The sequence below is a fragment of the Brevibacterium moorei genome (genome assembly GCF_024580735.1).
GTDB lineage: Bacteria > Actinomycetota > Actinomycetes > Actinomycetales > Brevibacteriaceae > Brevibacterium > Brevibacterium moorei.
The window spans coordinates 219,630-244,639 of sequence record NZ_JANIJX010000001.1 but is presented as its reverse complement, the minus strand read 5'-3'; the positions used below and the strand labels follow the sequence as shown (position 1 = coordinate 244,639).

Here is a 25,010-nt window from a genome sequence, read left to right as displayed (position 1 = left end):
CTCAGACCCCGGCGGTGGAAGCGCGCAGCCTGCGCACCCTGATCAGGGTCAGGGCATCGCTGGTCTCACCGGGGTGGACTCCCGCGGTCAGGTCGATCGCTTCGGCCAGGACCTCGTCGCCGACCAATGCCCTGGCTCTGTCGTCTGCCATCAACTCGATGAGAGTGGAGACCGCCGACAGCGCGGTAGCCGTGGCGGGCAGCAGGGGCAGGGCGCGGTGCCAGGCCGCAAAGGGCATGACGAACAGATCGTGGTGGTAGCGCAGATGTGACATCTCGTGGGCGACCACGGCGTGGCGTTGTGCATCGTCGAGCCGTTCGATCAGCCCGGTGGACAGGACCGTGGTGCCCTCGCCCGGCACGCAGTACGCCATGGGGACGTCCGAGCGCAACACTCGGGTTCCGGGGTCCCGGGTGGAGGGACTGGTCAACAGTCCGACGAGGTCGGCGTGTTTGCGGCGGGCCCGCCTGCCGTTGACGTACTGGGTCGCAAGACAGTACAGGAGTCGGGTCAGGATGCCCAGGGCCAGCAGGAGGAGCAGCCACTGCCACCAGGACAGGGAGGCGATGATGTGGCTGTCGGTCAGCCCGTCCGAGGTGGCCTGGCGCAGTGTGTGCAGCGAGGGGGCCAGGGCGAGCATGGAAACGGCCGCGATGAGCGAGATGCCACCGGAGAGCCCCAACAACTGCCAGAGGGCCATAAGCACGGCTGGCCGATGGGCCAGCGTGGCGCGCGCCATGGCACTGGGAAACGGCCATGCCAGGGCAATGGCCAGAACGGCCAGGCAGATGCCGATGATGGTAAAGGTCATCATGGGATGTGCCTGGCCTTCGACCGGTGCGGAATGCGGGTGTTCAGGAAGCCGCGCTGTTGGCCAACAGCTGTGTGAGGAACTTGGTGTCCGAGGGGGACACGGTACCCAGGAAGCGGGCGAGGACCGCCTGGCGGTTCGGGGCCTGCTCGAGGACTTCGTTCATCAGGTCGGCCATGTGCTCTTCGGGCGTCGAGGTGGAGGAGTACAGGTGCGGGCGCGAATTGGTGGTGCGCTGCACAAAACCCTTCTTCTCCAGGCGGGTCAGCACTGTGTGCACGGTGGTAAGCGCGAGACCACGATCGGACAGTGCGGACCGCAGATCCGCCGCTGACATGCCGGCCGGACTGTCCCATAGACAGTCCATCACGCTACGTTCCAATTCACCGAGACTTGCCACTTGCGATGCCGTCCTTTCCCCACGGTGCCGCGGAGACATCCGCTAAGCATCTACCCATTGTAGTCGGGCGGTGTCCGGTTTCCAAGCGCACAATGCTACGCCTGTCAAGTTTCACTACGTGCGGTAGAACCTCGGAGGTGCCGGCAGGGGGCTGTGGAAGTGTCCTGGCGCGCACAATGTGAGGAAAGTTACCCTGAAGCGAGCGCTCCCGATGTGCCCGACGTCGGGGCAGCGACTATTCTACGGAGTGTAGAAATACGTGCGCCGCATTGCCGTCGTCAGGGCATCACCGTCGCGGCGCCGAAAGGAACGGCTTATCGTGGACCCTGTACTCGTAGGCAGATGGCAGTTCGGCATCACGACCGTCTACCACTTCTGGATGGTTCCCCTGACACTCGGTCTGGGCTTGCTCGTCGCGATCCTGCAGACCATGTACCACCGCACCGGGAACGAGGCGTGGCTGCGCGCCACCAAGTTCTGGGGCAAGCTCTACCTGATCAACTTCATCATGGGCGTGGCCACCGGCATCGTGCAGGAATTCCAGTTCGGCATGGCCTGGAGTGAGTACTCCCGCTATGTGGGCGACGTCTTCGGTGCGCCACTGGCGATGGAAGCACTCGTCGCCTTCTTCCTGGAATCGACCATGCTGGGCTTGTGGATCTTCGGGTGGAACCGGCTGGGCCGCAAACTCCACCTGGGCGTGCTCTGGGCCGCGGTCATCGGCTCCTGGCTCTCCGCCTACTTCATCATCGTCGCCAATTCGTGGATGCAGCACCCGGTGGGCGTCGAGGTCGTCGACGGACGGCCCAAGATGACCGATGTCTGGGCCGTGCTGACCAACAACACGGCGCTGGCGGCCTACGCCCACACCCTGTGCGGCGCCGTGGCAGTGGGTGCGGCCTTCCTGCTGGGCATCTCCTGGTACCACCTGTGGCGCCGCCGCCACGATGGGATCGACACCGTCGACGCCTCTGGGCATGTGGTCGTGGGAGCCGCTACCGACGTTCCCGGCCGGGACAAGACGGACTACCGGGTCTGGATCACCTCCTTGCGCATCGGTGCCTGGGCGGCCATCATCGCCTTCGCCGGGGTCGCATTGACCGGTGATATCCAGGGCAAACTGATGTACCATCAACAGCCGATGAAGATGGCCTCGGCCGAGGCCGCCTGTCATGATGGCACGACCTTCTCCGTGCTCACCGTCGGGGACCTCAACTCGAACAAGTGCGAGGACGTCACCCCGCTCATCGAGATCCCGGGCCTGCTGTCCTTCCTGGCCCATAGCAATTTCACCTCGGATGTGCCCGGCGTGAACTCGCTGATCCCCGAATACCAGGACAAGTACGGGACCACCCTGCCCCAGGACGCCAAGTACGGAGATCACTCCGGCCAGCAGGTGAACTACCAGCCGCTGATGATTGTCACCTATTGGGGCTTCCGCCTGATGATCGGCTTCGGAGGCCTGGCCTTCCTCGGTGCGGCCTACGCCCTGTGGGCCACCCGCAAGGGCACGGTGCCCGACGGCTGGTTCTGGCACCGCCTGGCACTCTGGGGGATCGCCGCGCCCTTCATCGCCAACTCCGCCGGCTGGGTGTTCACCGAAATGGGCCGCCAACCCTTCGTCGTCGCACCGAACCCGGACAACCCGGCGGGGGCGGATTCCGTCATGCTGTTCACCGCAGCCGCCTCGAGTCCCTCGGTCTCTGCCGGTGAGATGTTGTTCTCGCTCATCAGCCTGACCCTGCTCTACGGGGTGCTGATGGTCTTCGAACTGCGATTGCTCATCAAATACATCCGCGGCGGGGTGGCCTCGGCGATGCCGGAACTCGACACCGTCAACGTCAAACCCACCGTCGAATCCAAGAATGACGACGTCCTGTCGTTCGCCTACTGAGGGAGCTGGAGATGGAATTCCTTCCGACAATCTGGTTCGCCCTGATCGCAGTCCTGTGGTTCGGCTACCTCTTCCTCGAGGGGTTCGACCTGGGCGTGGGCATGTTGCTCAAGGGCTTCGCCCGCGATGAGCGCGAACGCCGTGTGCTGCTCAACAGCATCGGCCCGGTCTGGGATGGCAACCAGGTGTGGTTGCTGACTGCGGGTGGCGCGACCTTCGCGGCCTTCCCCCTGTGGTACGCCAGTCTGTTCTCCGCGCTCTACCTGCCGCTGACCCTGGCCCTGTTGGGCCTGATCGTGCGCGCCGTCGCAATCGAATACCGGGGCAAGGGCCACAGCGAGGCATGGCGCACCGGATGGACCTGGTGCCTGGCCGCGGGCTCCACGGTCGCGGCCTTCTGTGTCGGCGCGATGCTGGCCGTGACCACCACCGGACTGCCCCTGAACGCCAACGGGGACGATACCGGTGGACCCTTCTCCTGGCTCAATGTCTACGCGGTGGTCGGTGGCCTGGGCGTCGTGGGCTTCTCGCTGCTGCACGGACTCGTGTGGATCGCGTTGAAGACCGACGGACCGCTGCGTCTGCGCGCCCGTGCGCTGGCCGGGACCTGGGGTCCCGTGTGCGCGGTGCCACTGGTCGCATGGGCGGTCATAGTGCAGGTCAAGTCCGGCACTCCGCTGAGCTGGATCCTGCTGGTCGTGGCCGCGTTGGGCCTGGCCGCCGCTTGGTGGGCGGTGCGTCTGGGCCGGGAACTGTCGGCGTTCGTCTGCCAGGGACTGTTCCTCGCAGCCGGGGTCGCCGCGATCTTCACCGCGGTGTTCCCCGTCGTACTCCCATCGACAGTCGACCCCCGGTTCGACCTGACTGCCGGCTCGGCGTCCTCCTCGCCGTACACCCTGGCGGTGATGTTGGTTGTGGCCGCGGTGTTCGTCCCGATCGTGTTGATCTACCAGAGCTGGTCCTACAGCCATTGGACCACCCGGCTGACCGCAGCGCACATTCCGGAGGCCCATCTGGTCCCCGTGGCGATCAGGGGCGCGGGCGCTACGGCGCAGCCGGCTGCTGGTGCGCTCCGACTGTTGGCCGCGGACACCGACGGAAAGCACTGAGCCAATGAGCTCCGCCTCGCCCCTGGCCCCCGCCCGCTCCACCGCCGGCGGGGCCAGGGCGCTCTACCTGCTCGGGTTGTTGTCCGTTCTCAAGGCCGTGGGCCTCGTGTTGGTGGCGGAGGCGATTGCACGCTCGGTGATCGGTCTGGCCGCCGGATCCGTCGACCCCGAACCGGTCTGGTTGGGTGCTGTCGGCGCGCTGATCCGCGGTGTGGCGCTCTGGCTGACCCGCGTCGTCGGAGCCCGCGCAGCGGTGGCTGCGAAAGCGGAGCTGCGCGCGGGTCTGCTGCGGCGGGCGACCGCCGGGACGGGGGACGACCAACGACTGTCCGACGGGGCGCTGGCGGTGACCGCCACCCGGTCCCTCGACGACTTGGACGACTACTTCACCTCCGTGCTACCCGCGCTGACGGGGTCTCTGGCCATTCCACTGCTCATCGGTGTGCGCATCCTGCTGGCCGACTGGGTCTCGGCGGCGGTCCTCCTGGTGACCCTGCCACTGGTGCCCGTGTTCATGGTCCTCATCGGAAAATACACGGCTGATCGCGTCTCGGATGCGACCCATGCGCTCGATCAGCTCTCGACCCACCTGGTCGAACTGGCGCGGGGCCTGCCGGTACTCATCGGGCTGGGCCGGGCCAATGCGCAGGAGCGGGCACTGCGCAGGGTCTCCGAGGACTACCGGGCGACCACGATGCAGACGCTGCGGGTCGCCTTCCTGTCGGCCCTGGCCCTCGAACTGATCGCGACGATCTCCGTGGCCCTTGTAGCCGTCTTCATCGGAGTCCGACTGGTCGCCGGTGAGATGGAGCTCGCGGACGGCCTGCTGGCGCTCATCCTGGCACCCGAGTGCTTCCTCCCGCTGCGCCAGCTGGGCGCGGCCTTCCACGCCTCGGAGAACGGACTGGCAGCCTACCACCGGACCCGGGAACTGACGGACCAGCCGGTGGTCGAGCCGTGTGGCGCACCGGCCGCCGGCGCGGATACGGCATTGGAAATCCGGTCGCTCACGGTGACCTATCCCGGCCGGCCCCGGCCCGTGTGCGCCCCGGTGGACCTGTCGGTCCCCGGACCGGGGCTGACGGTTCTGGCGGGGGAGTCGGGCAGCGGCAAGACCACCCTGTTGGGTGTGCTCGGCGGCGGTGTTCGCGCTCAGGACGGGGTCGAGATCTCAGGTCGGATCACCGGGGTGCCGCGGCGGATCGCCCAGGCGGTTCAGACCCCCCGTACCTATGCGGACACGGTGGGTGGGGAACTGGCTCTGTACTGTGCCCCGGAGTGGGCCGGGGAGGTGCCGGCCGAACGAATCGAGTGGCTGAGCCAACGTGCGCTGGAACGGGCCGGGCTCGACGTCGAACCCGGCCGTGCCTGCGCTGCCCTGAGCCCGGGAGAGCTGCGCCGTCTGGCGCTGGCCCGCGCCTTCGCCCAGGTCGAGCTGGGCGCGGACCTGTTGTTGCTCGACGAACCGACGGCACACCTCGACGCGAACAGCGCCGGGCGGGTCAGGAGGAGCGTCGAGGAGATCGCGCTGACCATCCCCGTCATCGTGGCCAGCCATGATCGTAAGCTTCTGGCGTGCGGGCAGCGCGTCGAGCTGCACCCCGCCGATCCCACTGGGCATATGGGGTGGAGTGGCTCAGCGGGAACCGTCTCCGGCGAAGTGGCCACTGTGGCTCCGAGCGTCGCCGTTCGGGTTCCTCTGCCGGCTGTGGAGACAGCCCCTGGGACGCACCGGGAATCTGCCGGGGAGCCGACCACGGCCGAGTCCGCCGTGCCCGAGGTGCCGCTCGAGCGTTTGCTCGCCCGCCTGGCGCGGGTCGCGAACGTGGGCAGCGGCCGGTTCTGGTTGGCCGCCCTGTGCGGTGTCTGCGCCATCGCCGCGGGCTCCGCCCTGACCGGTGTCTCGGCCTGGCTGATCGTCTACGCGGCGGATCGTCCGCCCATCATGTATCTGATGGTTGCGATCGTCGGCGTCCGTTTCTTCGGCCTGTCACGTTCGGCATTCACCTATGCCAAACAGCTCAACCTGCACGATGCGGTCCTGGCCGGGCTCGGAGCCTTGCGCGTGCGCATCTGGCACGGCTTCGCCGGCAGGGGCACCGCCGACAGGTCGCTGTTACGCGGGGACATCGCGCTGCGGCGGTTGGTCGGCGATGTGGACGATGTCCGCGACTTGGCACCGCGGGTGGTCCTGCCGCCGCTGGTCGCACTGGTCGTCGCAGTGGCCGCCGTCGTCGCCCTGCTGCTCATCAGCCCGCACGCCGGCCTGATCGCCTGCCTCGGGCTGGTGTGCATGCTCGTGTTCGCCCCCGCGATCACCCTGTGGGCGGACCGCCGTGCCAGTCGAGCGCGTCTGCGCATCCGGTCGGCAGTGCTCCAGCGGGTTACCTCCCTGCTCGCAGCCCGCGCGGACCTGCGGGCCGGTGGTGTGGCCGAGCGGGCAGTCGAGCGCGTCCTCGCGGAGGATCACAGAGCCCGCGCGGCAGAGGTCAGGGCGGTTCGCGCGACCGGACTCGGGGAGGGGCTGGTGACAGCGGCGGGCGTGGCGACGAGCGTTGCCATGATCGCCGGTCTGGGACCGGATGTGGCAGCGGGCGCCCTGAGCCCGGCACTGTTCGCCGTGACCGTGCTGCTGCCCTTGTCGCTCATCGACTGTGCGCTCGAGGCCCTGAGCGCCATTCAGCAGTGGCCGGCTCTGGCGGCCGGTCTGGCCGGTCTGGAGGAATTGGACGGCCGGCCGGTGGAGGAGGATCCACCAGAAAGCCGTCCGGAGAGCCTCGGCCGGCACTTGGAGCTGGACGATATCAGCACGTCGTGGGGCGCGACCGAGGTGTTCGAACACCTGAACCTGCAGGCCCGTCCCGGTCGGTGGACTGCCCTGACCGGTCCGTCCGGCTCGGGTAAGACGACGGCCCTCTCGGTCATCCTGAGATTTCTCGACCCCACGGCCGGACGCTACCGGATCGACGGCCTCGACGCCCTGCGATTGGATGCCCGGGAACTCTCGGGGACCATCGCATGGTGCCCGCAGGAAGCGCACGTCTTCGATTCCAGCCTGCGCGCGAACCTGTTGTTGGCCCGTCCGGTGGAACAGGCCCCCGATGACGACCGGCTGCGGGAAGTGCTGGCCGGAGTCGGCCTGACGGATCTGGTGGACCAGATCGGGTTGGACGGGCGCATCGGGTCTGCGGGCTCGGCCCTCTCCGGCGGTCAGCGACAGCGTCTGGCGGTGGCGCGCACCCTGCTCACCGGAGCTCCGGTCGTCGTGCTCGACGAACCCACTGCACACCTGGATGCGGCGACCTCTGCAACGGTACTGAAGGACCTGCGTGAGAGCCTGGCCGAGCGCACTGTCATCGACGTCACGCACGACCCGACCGAGATCGCAGCCGAGGACCTGGTGGTGCGGCTGCCCGCCCGCGCTTAGTCCTTCTTCGGTCCGAACATGATGTCATCCCAGCTGGGGATCGAGGAACGGCCCTTGCGCCGCACCTCACCCGTCCCCGGCTCATCGGCGGAGGCGCCGGTGGTGGAATCGTCCTTCCGCCCGTCGTCGGCCGGCAGGGGCAGAACCCCGTCGTCGGCTGCGTCGTCGGGGCGGGAGAGCGCGGTGTGCGCCCCGTCGGGTGCATCGGGGCCGGTCGGCTCATCGGGCACGGAGCGCAATCGCCCCTGCGCCTCCGTCGGCTGTGCGGCCGCCTTGGCGCGGCGCTTGCGCAAGCTCTCGAGGATCCGACCGGTCTCGGCCTGATTGTCCAGGGTCTCCCTGGTCAGGATCGGCTCCGTTGGGATCGCGGTGTACTCCGGCCGCAGGCGTTGCTGTCCGCGCTGCTCGACGGGGGCCTCGGCGCCGGGTCGGTCGGCTTGGAACGAACCGAGGGTCGGAATCGGCCCGGAATCGGTCGGCCCGGAGTCCGAGAGCCAGCCGGCCTCCTCATCGAGGGGGGTGACGGTTCCCCGTTCGTACTTCCACGCTGCACTCAGCGCAGTCTCTGCTGCGGTGAAGGACAGCTGTATGTGCCAGCTGCCCCCGGAGTTCTTCCAGGCGTCCCACCGGAGGGAGTCGGATGGGACCTCGCGCAGGGCGAGGCGTTCGGCGGCCAGCTCGGCCAAGGGCTTGGGTCCGCCATCGGAGCCGGTGTCGGGATAGATCGGCACCTGGCCGGCCAAATGGGCGATATGTGCGCGCTCGGCCAGGACCGGATGCTCATAACGGCGGACGTACTCGAGATCGGCTCCGGTGGCCTCCACCACGTCTTCGGCGCTCATACCCGAACGCACGAGCGCCTGGATGTTGCGCGGCCGGACCGGTTCACCGGCCTTGGCCCCGGCCAACTGGGCCCTGGCCCGTCCGATCAGCGCGTAGAGTTCATCGGTGAGTTCGAGCCGGTATTCGCCGCCCGCGTCGTCGGTCAGGATGATGGCACGACCGCTTGACGCGATGGCGTGCAGTGTCAAATCGGTCATATGGGTACCTTTCCTTCCATCTCCAAGAGTGTCATGTGTCCGGCGGATCCGCGCGGCATTCGCCGGGCGAGTCGCCGATCGGCCCGATCGATCACGTTTCGGGACGCCGCGTTCCACACCTGGTCGTCGAGCGCGGTGACCGGGTGCGCTGGGTACAGTAGGGGTATGACCGAATCCTTACTGAGTCCCTACGACGCCGTTGTACTGGTGTCCTTCGGAGGGCCCGAGAAGCCCGACGACGTCCTCCCGTTCCTCAAGAACGTGACCCGTGGTCGGGGAATTCCCGATGCGCGGCTGGAGGTCGTGGGAGCGCATTACTACGGATTCGGCGGTAAGTCGCCGATCAACGACCAGAATCGGGCCCTGTTGGCTGCGCTGCGGGCCGAACTGGACTCCCGCTCCATCTCCACTCCGCTATTGTGGGGCAACCGGAATTGGGAGCCGTATCTGCCCGATGCGCTGCGCGAACACTCGCGGGCCACCGGCGCGAAGCGCTACCTGGCGATTCTGACCAGTGCATACTCCTCCTATTCGAGCGTCTGGCAGTACTACGACTACTTCGCCAAGACCCGCGAGGAACTGGCCTCCGAGGGCATCGAGGTCGAGATCGACGCGATTCGCCAATACTTCAACCATCCCGGTTTCGCCGACACCGAGGTCGACATCGTGCGCTCGGGGTTGGCCGCTCTGGACCGGCAGGTGGGCGGACTCGACCCGCAGCACCACCGCCTGCTCTACGTCACGCACTCGATCCCCGACCCGATGGAGGCCGAATCGGAGACCCGGTCGCACGGCTATCTGCATCAGCACGAGGAGCTCATCGACTACGTGGCCGAACAGCTGTCCGACGAATTGACGCTGCCGACCGAGCTGGTCTTCTGTTCGCGTTCCGGCGCCCCCGGCAGCCCGTGGCTGGAACCCGATATCAACGATCGGCTGCGCGAGCTCTCCGCACAGGGCGTCACCGGCGTCGTAGCGGTGCCGATCGGCTTCGTGTCCGACCATATGGAGGTCAAATACGACCTCGACACGGAGGCCGCCCAGACCGCTGCGGAGTTGGGCCTGGACTACCACCGTGCTGCCACGGTCTCGACCTCTCCCGGGTTCGTTGCGGGCCTGGTCGACCTGCTGGAGGAGCGCGCGGCCCAGGCCTCGGGGAAGAGCCCGGAAAGGCCTGCCGTGACTCCACAGGGTCCATTGGACGGCGGTGACGGCGAGCCCTGGCGCGCAGCCTGAAGAGGGCATCGGAAAGCGAGGGGGCCGGTCCCGCACCTTGAGTGCGGGACCGGCCCCCTCGCATTTTGTCGATCAGGCCTCTTCGACAATGGGGATCGCACCCGTTTCGACGGCCAGCACGTGGCGCATCTGCGAGGTGTCGACATCGTTGTCATCGGCCAGGCCGACGAGGGACCCGAGTTCTTCGAGCAGGGCCTCGGCCTTGAAATCGTCGTCGGCGGCGCGGGCGTCCGCGAGCATCTGGCGTAGATCGGTTACCCTGTTGTCGAGTTCGGTTTCGAATTGGCTCATCGTCACTCCTTTCAGGGTCGGATACCCCGGCCGGGGTATCCGGAGGCAGGGCGGAAATCGCCGGTTCGGCGATGTCCTCCAGTCTAGAAACCGCGCTTGCGAATACTCTGTGAGCAACGTCATATATCGGATGGGCATAAATTTTTGCGCAAAGTGTTCGAACGGTAGACAATGCTTGAGACGTCGAAACGATATCCCTTGTATGTACACCAAATGAACTCGCGGAGTGTGGTCTCTTATGGCAACAGATTACGATCAGCCTCGGAAGCAGGACGAGGACGTCAACAGTGATTCGCTAGAGGAGCTGAAGGCGCAGCGCAATCAGAAGCAGGCCAGCCAGGTCGATGAGGACGAGACCGCGGTAGCCGACAGCTACGAGCTGCCGGGTGCCGACCTGTCCAACGAGGAACTCTCGGTGCGTGTTCTGCCGAAGCAGAACGACGAATTCACCTGCATGGAGTGCTTCCTGGTGCGGCATCGTTCGCAGCTGGCCAGTGACGATGGCGGTGTGCTCGTGTGCACCGACTGCGCCGGCTGAGCCGATACCGGAACGATATGGTCCGTTCCATGGATGTGTAAAGGAGCCCGGATCCCCGCAGGGGGATCCGGGCTCCTTGTCCATGTCCCCGATGCTCTCAGGCGGTCGGCGATCCGGAGTTGATTGCGGCGGCCAAGGCCTCCGGATCACGACTGGAGACGATCCAGTACGGCGTCGGGTCCGCCGGATCATCCAGTTCCACGCGAACCGCGGTGCGGATCCAAGGGCGGATGAAGATGAATGCGCGCGCGTCCAGACCGGGGCCACACTCCCACCTGGTCTTCTCCCGGTCCAGGGCGGTGGCCGTGCCCACCAACCTGCGGTCGATATGGGCGGGGCCCGCGTACAGCGCATCCGGGGTGACGATCACCGTCGGCGAGAGCCGGGCCAGTCCGAAGAAGACCAGGATGCAGATGACGATGGGCACCAGGAGCCCGCCCAGGGGCCAGACCGGCAGGACGATGAGTGAGGTCATGCCGGAAATCAGCGCCGCGACGATCCACCAGGTCACAGGTGGGAAGGCACGGTCACGATACAGGACGCCGGAGGCGGACGTGGGAACGTTTGACATACGTCGATTCTCCCACATCGGTCCTTCCGGGCTTGGGCACAGGCAGCGGCGGCGGTAGAGTGGCCAGCCGTGGAACACGTTACGAACGTCATGCTCAAGCAGATCGACAAGGGTCTGCCCTGCCCCGCATACGAACACGTCGGCGATGCGGGCGCCGACCTATATTCGACGGAGGACTTCACCCTGCAGCCGTTTGAGCGGCGCACGGTGGGAACGGGCATCGCGATCGCGTTGCCCGCCGGGCTGGCCGGTTTCGTCCACCCGCGCTCGGGACTGTCGTCGAAGCGGGGCGTGACGGTCGTCAATTCCCCCGGCACGATCGACTCCGGTTATCGCGGCGAGATCAAGGTGCCGCTGATCAATCTGGACCCGGTGGAGGCCGTGAGCATCACCCGCGGCGATCGCATCGCCCAGCTGGTGGTCCAGCCCGTCGTCCGCGTCGACTTCACCCCGGTCGACTGCCTGGACGATTCCCAGCGCGGTACCGGCGGTTTCGGTTCCACCGGCGGATTCGATATGGGAGACTGAAAAGCGGACCGCACCGGTCCGCAGGCGAGGAAAGAAGGACGCAGTGGGACTCTTCGATCGGTTCCGGAAGAAGCACGAGGAATCGCAGGAGCCGTCGAACGCGGCGGCGGGGGCACAGGAGGCGGATGACACCGCGGGGTCGTCCGAGCCGGTCCCGGCAGAGCAGGAGACCCCTGCGGAGGACGAGGAGTTCGCCAAGCAGGCTCCGCGCGACCGGTCCGAGAACGGGCCGTGGGACGCCGCAGAGGATGCCCTGGACGGCAATCGGATCGATTTGGGCGCCCTACGGATCCCGGTGGTCGACGGACTGCAGTTCCAGCTGGAGACCGCCGAGGACGAGCAGACGATCATGGCGGCTTCGGTTGTCTACGGTGAGGGCAAGATGCAACTGCAGGCCTTTGCCGCGCCCAAGACCGAAGGGCTGTGGGGCGAGGTCAGGGCTTCACTGATCGAGGGCATCACGGCCTCGGGCGGTAAGGCCAGGGAGGCGTTCGGCGAGCACGGCTACGAGATCGTCGCGGGTGTGCCTGTGGCCGACCGCTCCGGACGGGCGCATCTGCATCCGGCCCGGTTCCTGGGAGTCGACGGGCCCCGCTGGTTCCTGCGCGCAGTGCTCACCGACGCTGCGGCGACCGATGACGAGGCGGCCGAGCTGTTCCTCAAGATCTTCCGCGGCACCATCGTCGAGCGTGGCGACCAGGCGATGCCCCCGCGCGAGGTGCTGCTCCTGTCGGCCCCCAGGGTCGACGACGGTGAGGGTGAGGTACAGGACGCCGATGAGGACCCCAATCCGTTCGCCCGCGGTCCCGAGATCGCCGAGGTCAGATGACCCCTGGGCGGTCTGGCGACACTTCGATCGCCGGGCTGCGGGACAGACAGCGGGCCACGGTGATCGGCGATATCGTCGCCGTCACCCGGTCGGTGCCCGGCTCGCGCCCGCGCCTGGATCTCGACGTCGACGACGGGACGGGAACCGTGGCCGTGCGGTTCCTCGGCCAACGTGAGGTGCCGGGGCTGTTCCCCGGGCGGCGGGTGGTCATCACCGGTCGTTTCGCCGATGTGGGCGCCGGCGGTCTCATCGTGTTCAATCCCGTATATCGTCTGCTGAACCGGTCAGCAGCCCCAGCAGAGGGGCCTCATCGTCGGGTGGGCAGACGAAGAACAACTCATCACCGGTGACCAGCTGAACGTCGGGTCCAGGGACGATGGCCTTGGAACTGCGCACGATAGCCACGAGTGCGGTGTCCCCGGGCCAGCGCAGCTGCCCGATCCGCTGCCCCGCCACCGGGTCGGTGGTGGCGACGGTGAATTCCATCAGCCCGGTCCGGCCCCGGTCCAGGTTCATCAACCGCACCAGTCCGCCCACCTCGACGGCCTCCTCGACCAATGCTGTCATCAGCCGTGGAGTGGATACCGCCACATCGACGCCCCAGTTGTCGTCGAACAGCCATTCATTGCGGGGATTGTTCACCCGGGCCACGGTGCGCGGCACCGCGAATTCCGTCTTCGCCAGCAGGCTGAGAACCAGATTCGTCTTATCGTCGCCGGTTGCGGCGACCACCACATCGGCGGTGTCGAGCCGGGCTTCGGACAGCCCGGTCAGTTCACAGGCGTCCGAGCGCAGCCAGGTGGCACCTGGCACCCGGTCGCGGCGGATGGCATCCTTGTTCCGGTCGATCAGCTGGACCTCGTGGTGTTTTTCCAGCAGCTCTCTGGCCACCGACCGACCGACCGAGCCGGCGCCGGCAATCACAACGCGCATCGTCTTCCCCTTGTTTCGGCGGAGCGCTCACGGCGCACCGTCACTCCTCGTCGTCTCGCGGTGGGCGGTCCAGTACCCGGGTGATCTCCGGCAGCCCGGAGCGTTCACAGCTCAGATGCACCTGATCGCCCTGCTGGACCAGATCGTCGGGTCCCGGCAGCATTCCATCGCCGAGGCGTGTGACGAAAGCCACCCGTGCCCGCACGGCGGTTTCGATCTCCTTGAATGGTCGGGCGACCCAGGCCGGGTGCAGATGCACCTGGGCGATCACGATGCGCCCCGAGGGGTCGCGGTACTCGCTGACCGAGTCGGAGGGGATGAGGCGGCGCATCATCTGATCGGCCGTCCACCGAACGGTGGCGACGGTGGGGATGCCCAGGCGCTCGAACACCTGGGCGCGGTGCGGATCGTAGATCCGGGCCGCCACATTGGCCACTCCGAATGTCTCCCTGGCCACCCGGGCGGCCAGGATATTCGAGTTGTCCCCGCTGGAGACGGCCGCGAAGGCGTATGCATCGCCGGTGCGCGCACGCGAGAGGGCGTCGCGGTCGAAACCGATCCCTGTGACGGTTGAGCCGGAGAAGTCCTTGCCCAAGCGCGTGAAGGCATCGGGGTCACGGTCCACCACGGCCACCGTATGGCCGTTCTTGTCCAGGGTGCGCGCCAGCAGCGCCCCGACCCGCCCGCATCCCATGATGACGAAGTGCACGAGGTCCCTCCAGGCCCGGAAACCCCGGGAGTGCTCTACGATGGCTGTCGTGGCAAGCAGTATTTCTGATGCCGTCAAAAGACTACTCGTTGGGCGGCCGTTTCGCAGCGACAGTTACCGTGTCCAGGCCCTGCCCAAGCGCATCGCCATGCCGGTCTTCGCCTCCGACATGCTCTCATCCGTGGCCTATGCCCCCGATGAGATCCTGCTGGGTCTGGCGGTGGCTGGCATGGCCGGACTGCACCTGGGGCCGTGGGTGGGCGTGGGCGTCGGTGTGGTCATCGTCCTATTGGTGCTGTGCTATCGGCAGAACCTGCGTGCCTATCCCGATGGCGGTGGGGACTACGAGGTGGCCGCGAAGAATCTGGGGCGCGGCCCCTCCCTGTTCGTCGCCTCGGCCCTGCTGGTCGACTACACGCTCACCCTGGCGGTTTCGATGGCGGTCTTCGCGGCCTATCTGGCCGCGGCCTGGCCCGTGCTGGCGCCGCATACCGTGTGGATCGCGGTGGCCGGTATCGCGCTGGTGACACTGCTGGGCCTGCGCGGCTGGCGCTCCCGCCGGAAACTTCTGGCCGCCCCCACCTATCTGTTCATCGCGGCGGTTGGGTTGACCCTGATCGTCGGTGCGATCCGGGTTCTCTCCGGGGACCCCCCGAGCACCGCCAGCTCGCAGCTGCACATCGCCGATCCCGCTGACCCCGGCGCCCAACTGACGGGGATCGGCCTGCTGGTGCTCTTCCTGCGGTCCTTCGCCTCGGGGTCGGTGGCGCTGGCGGGGGTGGAGACCGTCGCAACGGCGGTCCCCAGTTTCCGCAAGCCGCGCGGGCGCAACGCCGGCAACACCCTGTTGTTGACCGGGGTGCTCTCGATCGTGCTGTTGGTGGGACTGACGTGGCTGGCCGGGGTGACCGGTGTCAAATACGTCGAGCGGCCGGAACAGGCGCTGCTACGCGCCGATGGCACGCCGGTGGGCGACTACGCCCAGGACCCCGTGCTGGGGCAGCTGGCACTGGGCGTCTTCGACTTCGCGCCGGCGCTGGGCTATTGCGTGATCATCATCGCAGCACTGGTACTGCTGGCGGCGGCCAACACCTCGGTCGAGGGCTTTCCCGGTCTGGCCTCTCGGCTGGCGCGTGACGGCTTCCTGCCGCGCCAGCTCGCCCAGCGCGGGGACCGAATGACCCTGTCCAATGGCATCCTGTTGCTGGCCGGCGCCGCCGTGGTGCTGGTCGTGGCCACAGGGGCGGAGCCGACCCGGTTGGTGCAGATGTACCTGGTCGGAGTGTTCTTCTCCTTCGCGATCGGGCAGCTGGGCATGGTGCGCCACTGGACGGTCAGGGTGCGCCGGATGGTGTCCTCGCCGGCGCGCACCCGGATGCTGGCCGCGCGCCTGGTGGCAGGATTCTCCCTGGTCGTGGTCGGCGCGGTGCTGCTCATCGTGGTGGTCACCAAGTTCACCCACGGCGCCTGGCTGGCGCTTGTGGCGATGGTGGTGCTCTCGCTCATCATGGGCGCTGTGCGCAGGCACTACCAGCGGGTCGATTCGGAGTTGGCGGCGGCGCCCGACGATCCCGCTCAGCGCCTGCCGCCGAACACCCACGCGGTGGTCGTGGTCACGGAGATCCACAAGCCGACGCTGCGCGCGCTGTCCTTCGCCCGCGCCACCCGGCCGACGTTCATCGGAGCGATCACGGTGGCCGTAGACGAGGACGCGGCGGCTCAACTGCAGCGCCGGTGGGACGAGATGGAGCTGCCGGTCCCATTGACCATCCTGGCCTCGCCCTACCGGGCCCTGGTGCGCCCGGTGCTGGGCCACATCGCGCGGATCCGCCGTGACAATCCGGAGGATCTGGTGATCGTGTTCATCCCACAGTTCATCCTGGGCCGGTGGTGGGAGCACCTGCTGCACAATCAGACCGTGTTGAGATTGAAATCACGCCTGCTCATCGTGCCCAATGTGGTGGTGGCGACCGTGCCGTGGCGTCTGCAGTCGTTCACCGCGGGTCCGGACGCGTATATTGAACCCTTGCGCCCTGCGCGCGATCAGTCGGAGACCACATGGGGAGACCAGATATGAACGAGCGCCCGCAGCTCGGAGACGAACTCGAATTACAGGTCCTGCGACCCGCCGCCGGCGGGGAGTCGGTGGCGACGGGGGAGTACGGCACGGTGTTCGTCACTGGCACCCTGCCCGGCGAGACCGTGCGGGCCAGGATCACCGAGGTCAAGCCGCGTTTCGCCAGGGCCGCAACCGTCGAGGCGCTCGACGCCGCTGCAGCACGGGTACCCGATCGCCGGGTGGCCTGGGGTGCCGAGGGCGTGGGAGGCGTCGAATTCGCCCACGTCGACTTGGCGACCTCCCGAGACCTCAAGGCCCAGGCGGCCCGGGATCAGCTTGCCCGCATCGGCGGGATCGAAACCGAGCTGAGCGTGGCTCCCGCACCCCTGGAGGCCACCGGGGGACAGGACGCCGGACAGGCCTGGCGGACACGTGTCCAACTGGCGGTGCGCCCCGACGGGCGCCCCGGGATGTACCGCGCGGGCACGCACGACGTCGTCGACGTCGACCGGCTGCCCTTGGCGGTCGGGGAACTGGACGCCCTGGGGGTCCAACACGGCGTCTTCCCCGGTGTGTCCCGGATCGAGCTGGCAGCCGGCACCGGGTGCGGGACGATCGTGGCGACCGGTCGGCCCTCTGCACAGGCAACCGCGGCGCTGCGCTCGATCGCCGAGGCCTCGGGCTTCAGCCTGTTAGTAGCTTCCTCCCACGGCAGGGTGGCGGGCGCGGGACGGCGCCAGCGCGGTGGCAAACAGGTTCGGGCCCGGCGCCCGAAGCCGGGTTCGGATACCGCCCAGGGTGCTATCACCCTGGGGGAGACGACACTGCTCCAGCGGGTTGCCGCCAGTGATTTCCGGGTTAGCGCCCAGGGTTTCTGGCAGGTCCACCGGGATGCCGCCGAGGTGCTCTCGGACCGGGTGCTCTCACGCATCGACGGTACCGACAGCGTGCTCGACCTGTACTGCGGTGCAGGCCTGTTCTCCCTGCGTGCGGCGCATGAACTCGGTGTGCCGGTGATCGGGCTGGAGGGCTCGGCGCGTGCCGTCGAGGACGCCAGGGCGAATGCGCAGCGACTGCTGGGCGCGGGCAGCACCGGCGCCGAATTCGGCACCGCCCGGATCGAGCGGCTGACCGAGTTGCCCGGTGCCGACACCGTGATCGTCGACCCGCCGCGGGCCGGCTTGGGCCAGAAAGTGGTCGACCTGATCTCCGGAACCGGAGCCGGACGGCTGCTCTACGTCTCCTGCGATCCCGGCACCTTCGCCCGCGATGCGAAGAACCTGCTGGAGCGCGGCTGGCGGCTGGAGACCGTTGAGGGGCACGATCTGTTCCCACTGACGGCGCATGTGGAATTTTTCAGTGAATTTGTTCGCTAATTCCCTCAGGGCGCGCCAGCTTGAGGCTCACCACGCCGATGCGGGATGGTAGAGCCGAAACCCTCGCAATCCCCTAGAATCCGCGCCGTTCATTCTGTGATCCGCAGTGGCGGGCCGGGCCCGAATGGGCTAGAATTTATCTTGATGTCAAGATAGTTTAGGCCAGCGGATTGTGACCTAAATAGGATCTTGGATAACCGATCAGGAGAGTGACGATGAGCAACGTCGATAGCTTCAAAGCCAAGAGCACTCTTGAGGTCGGAAGCAACAGCTATGAGATCTACCGCCTCGATGCGGTGGACGGCTCGCAGAAGCTTCCGTACAGCCTCAAGGTACTCCTGGAGAACCTGCTGCGCACCGAAGATGGTGCGAATATCACGGCAGACCACATCAAGGCCCTGGCCGACTGGGATCCCAGCGCGGAACCCAGCGTCGAAATCCAGTTCACGCCCGCCCGCGTCGTCATGCAGGACTTCACCGGCGTGCCCTGCATCGTCGACCTGGCTACGATGCGCGAAGCCGTGAAGGACATGGGCGGCGATCCGACCAAGATCAACCCGCTGGCACCGGCCGAACTGGTCATCGACCACTCGGTGCAGATCGACTCCTTCGGTTCCGAGGACTCGATCAAGCGCAATATGGACATCGAATACCAGCGCAACGGGGAACGCTACCAGTTCCTGCGCTGGGGCCAGACCGCCTTCGACGACTTCAAGGTCGTTCCCCCGGGCATGGGCATCGTTCACCAGGTCAACATCGAGCACCTGGCCCGCGTGGTCATGGCCCGTGAGACCGACGGTGTCATGCGCGCCTACCCCGACACCCTGGTCGGCACCGACTCGCACACCACGATGGTCAACGGCCTGGGCGTGCTCGGCTGGGGCGTCGGCGGCATCGAAGCCGAGGCCGCCATGCTGGGCCAGCCCGTGTCGATGCTGATCCCGCGCGTGGTCGGCTTCAAGCTGACCGGTTCGATCCCCTCGGGCGTGACCGCCACCGACGTCGTGCTGACCATCACGGACATGCTGCGCCAGCACGGCGTGGTCGGCAAGTTCGTGGAGTTCTACGGCCAGGGCGTGGGCGAGGTCCCGCTGGCCAACCGTGCGACGATCGGCAATATGAGCCCCGAGTTCGGTTCGACCGCTGCGATCTTCCCGATCGACGACGTCACCCTGGACTACCTGCGCCTGACCGGCCGCTCCGACGAGCAGGTCGCCCTGGTGGAGAAGTACACCAAGGAACAGGGCCTGTGGCACGATCCGTCTGTCGAGGTCGACTACTCGGAGTACCTGGAACTGGACCTGGGCACCGTCGTCCCCTCGATCTCCGGGCCCAAGCGCCCTCAGGACCGGATCGAGCTGACCGACGCCAAGGCACAGTTCGAAAAGGACATCCACAACTACGCCAAGCCGGGCGAGGAGGCGAAGGAAGCAGACGTCGCGATGGGCGATGGACGCAACTTCGCACTGAAGAACGGCGCCGTGGCGATCGCCTCGATCACCTCGTGCACCAACACCTCGAACCCCTCGGTGATGATGGCCGCAGGCCTCTTGGCACGTAAGGCCAATAAGCTGGGCCTGAAGACCAAGCCGTGGGTCAAGACCTCGATCGCACCCGGATCGCGCGTCGTCAGCGAATACTACGACAAGGCCGGCCTGATTCCGGACCTCGAAGCGCTGAACTTCTACGTGGTCGGCTACGGCTGCGCGACCTGCATCGGCAACTCCGGCCCGCTGGAGAACGAGATCTCGCAGTCCATCCAGGACAACGACCTCTCCGTGACCGCAGTGCTTTCGGGCAACCGCAACTTCGAGGGCCGCATCAGCCCCGACGTCAAGATGAACTACCTGGCCTCCCCGCCGCTGGTCATCGCCTATGCGCTGGCCGGCACGATGGACTTCGACTTCGATAACCAGCCCCTGGGACAGGATTCCGAGGGCAAGGACGTCTATCTCAAGGACATCTGGCCCTCGCCGGAGGAAGTCCAGGAGGTCATCGACTCCTCGATCGACACCGCCATGTTCGACAAGGAATACGGCACGATCTTCGACGGTGACGAGCGCTGGCAGTCCCTGCCCACGCCCGAGGGCAAGACCTTCGAGTGGGACGAGAACTCCACCTATGTGCGCAAGCCCACCTACTTCGACGGCATGCCCGCGGAACCGGAGCCCGTCTCCGACATCAGCGGCGCCCGCGTGCTGCTGAAGCTGGGCGACTCGGTGACCACCGACCACATCTCGCCCGCAGGTTCCTTCAAGGCCGACACCCCGGCCGGCAAGTACCTGGTCGAGCACGGCGTCGAGCGCAAGGACTTCAACTCCTACGGCTCGCGACGCGGTAACCACGAGGTCATGATCCGCGGCACCTTCGCCAACATCCGCCTGGCCAATCAGCTGCTGGACGGTGTGCAGGGCGGCTTCACCCGCGACTTCACCCTCGAAGGCGGCCCGCAGACCACGGTCTTCGACGCCTCGCAGAACTACCAGGCCGCCGGCATTCCGCTGGTTGTCCTCGGTGGCAAGGAATACGGCACCGGCTCCTCGCGTGACTGGGCCGCCAAGGGCACCAAGTTGCTCGGTGTGGGCGCCGTCATTGCCCAGAGCTTCGAGCGGATCCACCGCTCGAACCTCATCGGCATGGGCGTCGTCCCGCTGCAGTTCCCGGCAGGCGAATCCGCCGAGACCCTGGGCCTGGACGGCACGGAGACCTTCGATATCGCCGGTCTGACGGAGCTGAACAACGGGACCACCCCGAAGACCGTCAAGGTCACCGCAACCGCGGCCGACGGTTCCACCACGGAGTTCGACGCGGTCGTGCGCATCGACACCCCCGGGGAGGCCGACTACTACCGTAACGGCGGCATCCTGCAGTACGTGCTGCGTTCGCTCGTGAAGTGATCGTTCGGTAGCATCGCTACGGCGCGGGGCCGGAGGGACATCATGTCCCTCCGGCCCCGCGCCGTTTCCGGCATACTGTGATCATGCCGCAGGCGTATCGCAGATCTGAGACAGGGCTGCGACACGCTTGCGATCAACCGGCGAACCATTCCCCATAACGTGGTTCATGAGCCGATCGGACCCCGATCACTCCCGACTACCGAGGAGCCTCCCATGAAAGCCCGCAAGCCCCTGATCCTGTCCGCCGCTCTGTCCGCCGTCGCACTCTCCCTGAGCGCCTGCATGACCGTCGACCAGCGCGGCTCCCAGTCGGCCGACTCCGCCCCACCGGGCGGCGACGACACGGCGGCGTCAGCTCCGGCAGCTGGGACCACGACGGGCGAACTCCCCGCCGCGAGCACTTTCGGAGCCGCGGTCACCTCCCGCACGGGTTGTGCCGGTGGCAGCATTGACATCGGCGAGACCGACGCGGTGGTCGAACTGATCGAACACTGCGCGAACGTCACCGTCTCGGCCGCCGACGCCGTCGTCCTGGCCCCGCACGGGATCGGTGCGCTGATCATCACCGGTGCCGGGAACTCTGTGGCCACGTCCGCAGTCGAGTCGGTGAACATGTCCGGCTCGGATAACACCGTGGCCTATGCGGGTCCCGCTCCGCAGACCAGCGGCGACGGAGTCGACAACACGGTCTCGACCACGCCCCTGCAAGGCTGAGGCCGGTGGACACCGGGGGCACCAGGATCCTCCTGGTCGACGACGATCCGGCGATCAGGGACAGCGTCGGATCCTTCCTGCAGCGCGCCGGGTTCGCCGTTTTCTGCGCTGCGGATGGACTCGAGGCCCTGGCCCAGCTGGCCGCGGGCCAGGGCTCCGGGCCCGCCGTGGTCGTCTCCGACGTCATGATGCCCGGCCTCGACGGCCGCGAACTGCTGCGGCGGATGCGCGCGGCCGGGATCTGGACTCCGGTCCTCCTGCTGACCCGGGTGGGCCAGGCCGCTGAACGCTCCGCGGCACTCGACGAAGGCGCAGACGACTATCTGAACAAGCCCTTCGAACCCCAGGAGTTGGCCTCGCGCATCCGGGCGCTGGTGCGGCGCAGCCGGCCTGCACCGGGGCCCGTGGCCGATGTGCTGGTGGCCGGCCCCCGCTCCACGGGGGAGGTCAGGCTCGAACGGGAAGGCCGGCGGGTCTTCCTGGGGCCCGCGGAGGTCTCCTTGACACCGCGGGCCTTCGCTCTGCTCGACTTCTTCATGATGCACCCGGACGAGACCCACAGTCGGGAAACCCTGCTCGAGCGGGTCTGGGGATTCGAATCCGTCGTCGCCTCGCGCGCCGTCGACCACCGGATCGCCGAACTGCGCCGCGTGCTGCACGAGGACGCCTCCGACCCCACTCTGATCCGCACGGTGCCGGGTGGCTACCGGCTGATCGCAGCGGTGCGCCGTGGCTGAGCGCCGAGGCCTGCGGATCGGTGACTGGACGGCCCTGCTCCTGGTCTGCGCACTGCTTACCAGCGGGATTCTCGTATGGCTGCTGGCGCCGTCGACCTGGCTGTCGGCCTCGGCCCCACTGGGCGCCGTGATCGGAGGAGCCGGGGTGCTTGTGCTCTGCGCATACACCGCCCTGGCGATCGCGGGGAGGCGTGCGGCGACGCGGCTCGACCGGGCGCGCGCGGCCGAGCGCGAGGCCGCGGCCCAGGCGCGCCGCAGGTTCCTCTCCCGGCTCGACCACGAGCTGAAGAACCCCGTGACGGTGGTGCGCTCCCTGGCGGCCGAACGGGCCGAACGCGATCCGGCGTGGGCCGGGGTGCGCGGCCAGGCCGACCGGATGGCGCGCCTGGTCGGGGATCTGCGCGCGCTGGCCGAACTCGAGGAGACACCCCTGGCGGTCGAACCGGTCGATCCGGGCCTGTTGATCCGCGAAGCAGTCGAGGACCTCGCCGAGGAGACGGGCACCGGCCCCCGCGCCCGGATCTCGATCCAGCTGCCATCGGCGCCCTGGCCCCTGCCGCTGTGTCCTGGCGACCCGGACCTGCTGCGCCTGGCGATCGGCAACCTCGTGAGCAATGCCGTGAAGTACACGGATGTGGGGCAGAGGGTCGAGGTGCGCGGCAGCGAGGCCGACGGCTGGGTGGTCATCGAGGTTGCGGACACCGGCCGGGGCATCCCCGCCGCCGAGGTCGCGACGGTCTTCGAAGAGCTGGGCAGGGCTTCGAATGCGCTCGATCGCCCCGGCTCCGGGGTCGGCCTGGCCCTGGTGCGGGTGATCGTCGCGCGCCACGGCGGCACCGTCTCCCTGCGCTCACGGCTGGGGGAGGGCACCAGCGTCCGCCTGGCCCTGCCATTGCCCACCGGGCACTGAGCTGAGCGTCGGCTCATAACCGGCCCTGGCAGGACGAGGATAGGATGGACGCGGCTCGTATTCGGCGGGTCGTGACCGTGCAAGGAGGCCGCCCATTCTTTCCGATATCGCCTCTCCACAGGACCTCAAACGCCTGGACCCGGCCGAATGCGAGGTACTGGCCAAGGAGATCCGCGACGTGCTGGTCGACACCGTCGCACGCACCGGCGGGCACCTGGGCCCCAACCTCGGGGTCGTGGAACTCACCCTGGCCCTGCACCGCACCTTCGACTCACCGCGGGACACCCTGCTGTTCGACGTGGGCCACCAGGCCTACGTCCACAAGCTGCTGACCGGCCGGGCTGAGCGCTTCGAGACCCTGCGACAATTCGGCGGGCTCTCCGGCTACCCCAGCCGTGCCGAAAGCGACCACGATGTGCTCGAGCACTCGCACGCCTCGGCCGCGCTGTCCTGGGCCGACGGGATCGCGAAGGCCCACCAATTGCGCGGGGAGTCCGAGCGCTACGTCGTCGTGGTGATCGGTGACGGGGCATTGACAGGGGGTATGGCCTGGGAAGCGCTGAACACGATCGCAGCGGATAAATCGGTACCCGCCCGGCGTCTGATCATCGTCGTCAACGACAACGGTCGCTCCTATTCGCCCACCGTCGGTGGCTTCGCCGAACACCTCGACGCGCTGCGCACCTCGAACGCCTATGAACAGCTACTGGACTGGGGTAAGGAGGCGCTGCACCATTCGGGAATCCCCGGACGCGCCGCCTATACCGCGATGCACGGGATGAAGCGCGGACTCAAGGACATGTTCTCCGCCCCCGAGGCCGGGATGTTCGCGGACCTGGGCATCAAGTACATGGGGCCGATCGACGGCCACGACCAGTTCGCCCTGGAGAAGGCGCTGGAGCGGGCCAAGGGCTACACCCAGGGGCCCGTCATCGTGCACGCACTGACCGAGAAGGGCCACGGCTACGGCCCGGCCGTGGCCGATGAGGCCGATCAGTTCCACTCGGTGGGCGTGATCGACCCGGTAACCGGCCGGGCCCAGCCCAGCACCGGCACCTCCTACACCCAGGTGTTCGGCCAGGAGATCCTCGAGATCGCCCGGCGCCGCGAGGATATCGTGGCGATCACCGCGGCGATGCTGGACCCGGTCGGGCTGCGCCCCTTCGCCACCGAGTTCCCCGAGCGGGTATTCGACGTCGGCATCGCCGAACAGCACGCGGTGGCCTCTGCCGCAGGCCTTGCCTACGGCGGCCTGCACCCGGTCGTGGCCGTCTACGCGACGTTCCTCAACCGCGCCTTCGACCAGCTGCTGATGGACGTGGCCCTGCACCGGCAGGCAGTGACCATCGTGCTCGACCGGGCGGGGATCACCGGCCCGGACGGGGCCAGCCACCACGGCGTGTGGGACATGGCGCTGGCCCGGATCGTGCCAGGCCTGCGCCTGGCCGCCCCGCGCGACGCCGAACGCCTGCGGGAGGAACTGAACGAGGCGGTGACCATCGAGGACGGGCCGTCCATCGTGCGCTTCGCCAAGGGCACTGTCGGTCGGGAGATCGTCGCGCTGCACCGCGACGCCTGTGGCGTCGACACCCTGGCCGAGGTCCCCGCCGGCCTGGCCGCCGATGTCTACATCGTGTCCGTCGGCGCCCTGGCCGACCGGGCGCTGGCCGTGCACGCCCGGCTGGCGGAAGCCGGAATCGGGGCCAGTGTGGTCGACCCCCGCTGGGTTCTGCCCGTCCCGGCCCCGGTCGTGGCAGATGGGGCCGCACACCGTTTGGTCGTGGTGATCGAGGATGGGGTCAAACTAGGCGGCATCGGCACACAGGTGCGCCAGGACCTGCGCGATGAGGAGCACCGCACGGGGGTGCTCGAACTCGGGGTGCCGCACGAATTCCTCCCGCACGGCACCCGTGAGGAGATCCTCGAGCTGGCCGGCCTCGACGTCGAGACCATGGTGCGCCGGATCACCGGCCACCTGGCCGGCACCGACTGAAGCCCGGT

The 25,010-nt window shown here is 67.6% G+C and carries 21 protein-coding genes; 14 read left to right on the top strand and 7 right to left on the bottom strand.

What is annotated here, in order from left to right:
* Position 1: 1 nt before the first annotated feature.
* Positions 2 to 814, bottom strand: coding sequence for a M56 family metallopeptidase (locus tag NQ034_RS01135; protein WP_257046545.1), 813 nt, complete (start codon positions 812 to 814; stop codon positions 2 to 4).
* A gap of 40 nt (positions 815 to 854) precedes the next feature.
* Positions 855 to 1,250 carry a BlaI/MecI/CopY family transcriptional regulator gene (locus tag NQ034_RS01130; RefSeq protein ID WP_306427798.1) on the bottom strand — a complete coding sequence of 132 codons (396 nt, stop codon included), beginning with the start codon at positions 1,248 to 1,250 and terminating at the stop codon, positions 855 to 857.
* A gap of 280 nt (positions 1,251 to 1,530) precedes the next feature.
* Between NQ034_RS01130 and NQ034_RS01125 the strand changes: the two genes are divergently transcribed.
* The 3 genes from NQ034_RS01125 to cydD are packed head-to-tail and all read left to right on the top strand — an operon-like array spanning position 1,531 to position 7,641.
* Positions 1,531 to 3,105: a cytochrome ubiquinol oxidase subunit I gene (locus NQ034_RS01125; RefSeq protein ID WP_257046543.1), complete on the top strand. Its 1,575-nt coding sequence runs from the start codon at positions 1,531 to 1,533 to the stop codon at positions 3,103 to 3,105.
* A gap of 11 nt (positions 3,106 to 3,116) precedes the next feature.
* Entirely contained in the window at positions 3,117 to 4,214 is a 1,098-nt protein-coding gene (cydB, locus tag NQ034_RS01120) for a cytochrome d ubiquinol oxidase subunit II (RefSeq protein WP_257046542.1), read from the top strand.
* 4 nt (positions 4,215 to 4,218) lie between these two features.
* The gene (gene cydD / locus NQ034_RS01115) at positions 4,219 to 7,641 is read left to right on the top strand and encodes a thiol reductant ABC exporter subunit CydD (protein ID WP_257046541.1); all 3,423 of its coding nucleotides are present in this window, start codon (positions 4,219 to 4,221) and stop codon (positions 7,639 to 7,641) included.
* On the opposite strand, the gene sepH is transcribed toward cydD, so the two are convergent.
* Positions 7,638 to 8,681 (bottom strand): septation protein SepH, encoded by a 1,044-nt coding sequence (gene sepH / locus NQ034_RS01110; protein ID WP_257046540.1) that lies wholly within the window; start codon positions 8,679 to 8,681, stop codon positions 7,638 to 7,640. The two genes, cydD and sepH, sit on opposite strands and share 4 nt — an antisense overlap.
* Positions 8,682 to 8,846: 165 nt before the next feature.
* Here sepH and NQ034_RS01105 point away from each other — a divergent pair, with 165 nt between their 5' ends.
* Positions 8,847 to 9,917, top strand: coding sequence for a ferrochelatase (locus NQ034_RS01105; protein ID WP_257046539.1), 1,071 nt, complete (start codon positions 8,847 to 8,849; stop codon positions 9,915 to 9,917).
* 72 nt (positions 9,918 to 9,989) lie between these two features.
* Here the strand turns inward: NQ034_RS01105 and NQ034_RS01100 are convergent, their stop codons facing one another.
* Positions 9,990 to 10,208: a hypothetical protein gene (locus NQ034_RS01100; RefSeq protein WP_257046538.1), complete on the bottom strand. Its 219-nt coding sequence runs from the start codon at positions 10,206 to 10,208 to the stop codon at positions 9,990 to 9,992.
* A 238-nt stretch (positions 10,209 to 10,446) separates the two neighbouring features.
* On the opposite strand from NQ034_RS01100, the gene NQ034_RS01095 reads away from it, so the two are divergent.
* The gene (locus tag NQ034_RS01095; protein ID WP_257046537.1) at positions 10,447 to 10,746 is read left to right on the top strand and encodes a DUF4193 domain-containing protein; all 300 of its coding nucleotides are present in this window, start codon (positions 10,447 to 10,449) and stop codon (positions 10,744 to 10,746) included.
* Between the two features lie 97 nt (positions 10,747 to 10,843).
* Here NQ034_RS01095 and NQ034_RS01090 read toward each other — a convergent pair whose 3' ends face one another.
* Positions 10,844 to 11,317 (bottom strand): DUF3093 domain-containing protein, encoded by a 474-nt coding sequence (locus NQ034_RS01090; RefSeq protein ID WP_257046536.1) that lies wholly within the window; start codon positions 11,315 to 11,317, stop codon positions 10,844 to 10,846.
* Positions 11,318 to 11,407: 90 nt separating this feature from the next.
* Here NQ034_RS01090 and dut point away from each other — a divergent pair, with 90 nt between their 5' ends.
* Positions 11,408 to 11,845, top strand: coding sequence for a dUTP diphosphatase (gene dut, locus NQ034_RS01085; RefSeq protein WP_257046653.1), 438 nt, complete (start codon positions 11,408 to 11,410; stop codon positions 11,843 to 11,845).
* 43 nt (positions 11,846 to 11,888) lie between these two features.
* On the top strand, positions 11,889 to 12,674 hold the full coding sequence (locus NQ034_RS01080) for a DUF3710 domain-containing protein (RefSeq protein ID WP_257046535.1): 786 nt from the start codon (positions 11,889 to 11,891) through the stop codon (positions 12,672 to 12,674).
* A 255-nt stretch (positions 12,675 to 12,929) separates the two neighbouring features.
* On the opposite strand, the gene NQ034_RS01075 is transcribed toward NQ034_RS01080, so the two are convergent.
* Complete coding sequence (locus tag NQ034_RS01075; RefSeq protein ID WP_257046534.1) at positions 12,930 to 13,607, bottom strand: potassium channel family protein; 678 nt, start codon at positions 13,605 to 13,607, stop codon at positions 12,930 to 12,932.
* A gap of 40 nt (positions 13,608 to 13,647) precedes the next feature.
* Positions 13,648 to 14,316 carry a potassium channel family protein gene (locus NQ034_RS01070; protein ID WP_257046533.1) on the bottom strand — a complete coding sequence of 223 codons (669 nt, stop codon included), beginning with the start codon at positions 14,314 to 14,316 and terminating at the stop codon, positions 13,648 to 13,650.
* Between the two features lie 40 nt (positions 14,317 to 14,356).
* On the opposite strand from NQ034_RS01070, the gene NQ034_RS01065 reads away from it, so the two are divergent.
* The 7 genes from NQ034_RS01065 to dxs all read left to right on the top strand — a co-directional run bounded on the left by NQ034_RS01065 (position 14,357) and on the right by dxs (position 25,002).
* Positions 14,357 to 16,393, top strand: a complete 2,037-nt coding sequence (locus NQ034_RS01065; protein ID WP_257046532.1) for an APC family permease — start codon at positions 14,357 to 14,359, stop codon at positions 16,391 to 16,393.
* Positions 16,390 to 17,751 carry a class I SAM-dependent RNA methyltransferase gene (locus NQ034_RS01060; protein ID WP_257046531.1) on the top strand — a complete coding sequence of 454 codons (1,362 nt, stop codon included), beginning with the start codon at positions 16,390 to 16,392 and terminating at the stop codon, positions 17,749 to 17,751. Before NQ034_RS01065 ends, NQ034_RS01060 begins: the two co-directional genes overlap by 4 nt.
* A 215-nt stretch (positions 17,752 to 17,966) precedes the next feature.
* Positions 17,967 to 20,648 (top strand): aconitate hydratase AcnA, encoded by a 2,682-nt coding sequence (acnA, locus tag NQ034_RS01055; protein ID WP_257046530.1) that lies wholly within the window; start codon positions 17,967 to 17,969, stop codon positions 20,646 to 20,648.
* Between the two features lie 213 nt (positions 20,649 to 20,861).
* Entirely contained in the window at positions 20,862 to 21,362 is a 501-nt protein-coding gene (locus NQ034_RS01050; RefSeq protein ID WP_257046529.1) for a DUF3060 domain-containing protein, read from the top strand.
* A gap of 5 nt (positions 21,363 to 21,367) precedes the next feature.
* Positions 21,368 to 22,099, top strand: coding sequence for a response regulator transcription factor (locus NQ034_RS01045; protein ID WP_257046528.1), 732 nt, complete (start codon positions 21,368 to 21,370; stop codon positions 22,097 to 22,099).
* The gene (locus tag NQ034_RS01040; protein WP_257046527.1) at positions 22,092 to 23,009 is read left to right on the top strand and encodes a sensor histidine kinase; all 918 of its coding nucleotides are present in this window, start codon (positions 22,092 to 22,094) and stop codon (positions 23,007 to 23,009) included. Before NQ034_RS01045 ends, NQ034_RS01040 begins: the two co-directional genes overlap by 8 nt.
* Positions 23,010 to 23,103: 94 nt before the next feature.
* Positions 23,104 to 25,002 carry a 1-deoxy-D-xylulose-5-phosphate synthase gene (gene dxs / locus NQ034_RS01035; protein WP_257046652.1) on the top strand — a complete coding sequence of 633 codons (1,899 nt, stop codon included), beginning with the start codon at positions 23,104 to 23,106 and terminating at the stop codon, positions 25,000 to 25,002.
* Positions 25,003 to 25,010: the final 8 nt, after the last annotated feature.